1 protein-coding gene is annotated in these 531 nt (G+C 74.0%); it reads left to right on the top strand.

Going from position 1 to position 531, the window contains the following annotated elements; translation table 11 throughout:
- The first annotated feature begins 292 nt into the window (after positions 1–292).
- Positions 293–475: a hypothetical protein gene (locus tag EF879_RS27445; RefSeq protein ID WP_158624326.1), complete on the top strand. Its 183-nt coding sequence runs from the start codon at positions 293–295 to the stop codon at positions 473–475.
- Positions 476–531 lie beyond the last annotated feature (56 nt).

Below are 531 nucleotides of genomic sequence, written 5' to 3'. Positions count from 1 at the left end.
CACACAGGCGCGGCGGGCGGTCGTCCTCCCCACACCGGAGACCACCACGCCGCACCCCGCCTCAACGGTCCCGGCGCCTACGGTCGAACCGCCGGAGTCCCCGGAGGGGCTGGCTGTCCCGGTCGAGGCCCCGGCCGTCCCGGTGATGCCGCAGACGTCGGCCGCCCTCGCCCCGGTCGCCCAGGTGCAAACCCCACCCCCACCCCCACCCTCGGCTCCGGCTCCGGCTCCGGCTCCGGCTCCGGCTCCGGCTCCGGCTCCGGCTCCGGCGGTCGATACCACGGCGTCGGTCGTGGCCCTGGACGGTTTGGGCCTTCCGGCCGCGATGCAGGACCAGATCCGGCGCCTCGTGGCCGAGTCGACCACTCCGGTAACCGCTGCTGACATCCAAAGGGCCACACGGCTGCCGCTGTCGATCGCGACGCGGGTGGCCGACCGGCTCACCCCGGTCACTGTCAACGGCTACGCGCACTGACCACGCGGCCTTCCTCTTCCTTCATCCCTTCTCCGGCCTGCCGTGCCCCATCCGCA

The organism is Micromonospora sp. HM5-17 (genome assembly GCF_003762835.1).
Classification (GTDB): domain Bacteria; phylum Actinomycetota; class Actinomycetes; order Mycobacteriales; family Micromonosporaceae; genus Plantactinospora.
Note: the sequence above shows the minus strand (reverse complement) of the source record. Positions and strands in the feature narration are given on the sequence as shown.